Raw genomic sequence first — 2,856 nt, 5'->3', positions numbered from 1 at the left:
CAAGGACGAAAGAGTAGAGTCGCATATTTTTATTTGTGTTCTGGCTTTGTCAATTGCAAGATAAAATGGGACCACTTTTGCAATGTAAAAAGGGACCACCATTTTAAATTATCCATTGCTCCTTTCCTTGTCAACTAAAATCTTCCTCTTGTCCTTTAACCTGTAACTCTCACCCTTTATATTAATCACTACCGCATGATGCAATAACCTATCCAAAATCGCAGTCGCTATCACAGAATCAGAAAATAGCTCACCCCAACTGCTAAACGACTTGTTAGATGTGAGTATTATAGAAGCCTTCTCATAACGACAAGACACAAGCTGAAAGAATAAATTTGCAGCCACCTTGTTAAGCGGCAAATAACCTATCTCATCTATAATTAATACCTGAAACCTTGAAAGCCTCCTTAATTTCTCTCCCTGCGAATTATCAGCTAAAGAACTAATAAGCCACTGCAATAATTCATCCGCTGTATAGAATATAGTAGAATAACCGGCTCTACACGCTAAAATACCCAGAGCTATTGATAAATGTGTTTTCCCGACTCCGGGCGGACCAAGAAGAACTAAATTCTCCTTTCTCTCCACAAATCCGAGATTTGAAAGCTCCATAATCTGCCTCTTACTAATAGAAGGTTGAAACGAAAAGTCAAACCCCTCAATTGTCTTCACAAACGGAAATCTTGCTTTCTTTAATCTATGATTAAGTGCTCTTTCTCGCTTTGCGCAAAGCTCCTCAGTTGTAAGTCCATCCATCGCATCAAGTAACCCAAGCTCTTGCCTCTCGGCCTCACGAAGATAATCCGGAAGTAATTCGTCCATCCTTCTTAGCTTGAGTTCCTTTAAATTCCCGCGCACCTTATGTAATTTCAAATCAGCCATCTATCCCTCCCTGCAAAGCATTTCATAATACTCAAGTGGCCTCTCCTCTACATCTGTGCATTGGCTGCACACAACAAGATTGAGATTCACCCCTTCCTTTCCATTGGGATACTGGGAGAGTATATTCTTAAATGTCTTCGCCTCATACGCTCTGTATCTATTTGCCCTCTCTAATGCGAATCTTATTGCCTCTCCTGAATAGAATTCACAAAGCTTTGCTATTTGTGAAAGGTGATAATAAGGATTGGAGAGACTTGAGCTTATCACACCTCTTACAAACTCTTTCCCTGCTTCGCCATAGCCAGCGAATAAATCCTCATACTTCTTCACTCCATTTCTTCTTTTGTATGGAAGAGATTCAAAATGTGATTCATCTTTTATCCGCCTTCCTCTAAGTGGACAAATTCTGTGAGTAGCTATAAGTTCAGTCTCATAATATACTTTAATCTCTTGCTCATAAACTTCCACTGTGACTCTTTTCCCTGCATACTTATGAGGAACCGAATATTGATTGTTCTCAAAAGGGAAATAGCAATCTTTACCCACATTCCTATATTCTACTTTGCATATCCTGTAATCTCTATCTGGTAAAGGTCTTAGAGATTTTCTTTCTTCTTTAAGTCTTTCAAACGGAATTTCATGAGTCGTTCCATGCACTCTTGTATTGCATATGTTATCCATCCATCTCCTTGCTTTTTCATTTAACTCATTAAGGTCCCTGAATTCCTCTCCGATAAAGAAACTTGTGCGAATGTAACCAATAGATTTTTCTACTTTCCCTTTCTGGTGTGGAGCGTCCACATCGCATACCTTTGGAAGAAAGCCAAAATGACCAGCAAAATCAATAAAAGCAAGATTAAACTTGACTTTGTCATCTATATGAAACAGAGCTACTGTCTTCATGTTATCGTAGAGAATCTTTTCCGGGACACCCCCAAAATACTCAAATGCATGCAAATGGCATCTCTCAAGGGTTTGCAGGTCCTGAGAAACAGTGAATTCTATGTATTGAGATATTGACCAGCAAAGGACTATTGAGAAGCAGTAGAGTTTCTTCTTTTTGCCGTAGTAATCTATGTATCCAAAATCTCCCCAATCCACCTGAGCATATTCACCTGGTTTTGTCTCATATCGCAGGAAGGCGTGTGGTTCTTTCTCTCTTAGCTTGCTGACCCAGTATGCGACAATCCTGTATGAACCTTTAAATCCTTTACCCGCAAGCTCCCGATATATCTTCTCGGCTGTAATTTTGGGATAGTTTTTGAGTCTTCCCCTTATATACTCATCGTAGGAGTCTAATATAGAGGGGTATTTAGCTCTTCTGTGGTAGTTGGGCATTCCATCCTTCTTCAGGTATCTTCGGACAGTTTTTCTATCGATGCCGAGTTCCCTTGCGATTTGCCTTTTACTCCATCCCTCTTCACGATAAAGGTGTCGTATCATGAGACACACCTCCGGTTTTATCATGGCACACCTCCTGGGCAGCACTTACCTCGTAAGGCTTTCCTGACCTAATTCTTACTTGGGCAGGTCGGGCTGTCACGAGGTCTGTGCCCTTAGATGCACCATTATACAGGGAAAGTTTCATCTTGTCTACACCGGGTGGTCCCATTTTACTTTGCAATAGTGGGGGACTTTTACTTTGCAAATGACATGGGGAGACAGAGGAAAATATTCTGAAAAAGTAGGAAAATGTGAGGCTCATTCAGAAGGTTGCAACTCTTAAGATTTGACAAAAATCCCTCTATCCCCGCAATTCTCTTTGAATTAGAAGAAGGGGTCTCTTTTCCCCATTATTTTCCAAAAAATTCTCACCTTTAACTGAATTTTAAATTTGGACACCATCTCAACCCAATGTAGATAAGCGATTGGAAAAACCATTTTTAGGTTGCACTGACAAAAAATTCCTTTAATATTGAAAAAATGGAGAGGATAATAAGTCTTTTTGGGAAAGAAGTCCCCGGTGAAACAAAA

General features: G+C 40.0%; 3 protein-coding genes. All 3 read right to left on the bottom strand.

The genetic code is table 11. From position 1 onward, the window contains the following. Nucleotides 1-108: 108 nt before the first annotated feature. The 3 genes from istB to QMD71_10000 are packed head-to-tail and all read right to left on the bottom strand — an operon-like array spanning nt 109 to nt 2,494. Nucleotides 109-882, bottom strand: a complete 774-nt coding sequence (istB, locus tag QMD71_10010; protein MDI6841158.1) for an IS21-like element helper ATPase IstB — start codon at nt 880-882, stop codon at nt 109-111. Beyond that, nucleotides 883-2,325 (bottom strand): IS21 family transposase, encoded by a 1,443-nt coding sequence (gene istA, locus QMD71_10005; GenBank protein MDI6841157.1) that lies wholly within the window; start codon nt 2,323-2,325, stop codon nt 883-885. Next, entirely contained in the window at nt 2,303-2,494 is a 192-nt protein-coding gene (locus tag QMD71_10000; protein MDI6841156.1) for a hypothetical protein, read from the bottom strand. Before QMD71_10000 ends, istA begins: the two co-directional genes overlap by 23 nt. Nucleotides 2,495-2,856: the final 362 nt, after the last annotated feature.

This window comes from bacterium, assembly GCA_030018315.1.
Classification (GTDB): domain Bacteria; phylum Hydrothermota; class UBA3073; order JACQXS01; family JAGMCI01; genus JASEGA01.
The sequence above is the reverse complement of the archived record's forward strand: the minus strand, read 5'-3'. Positions and strand labels throughout refer to the sequence as shown.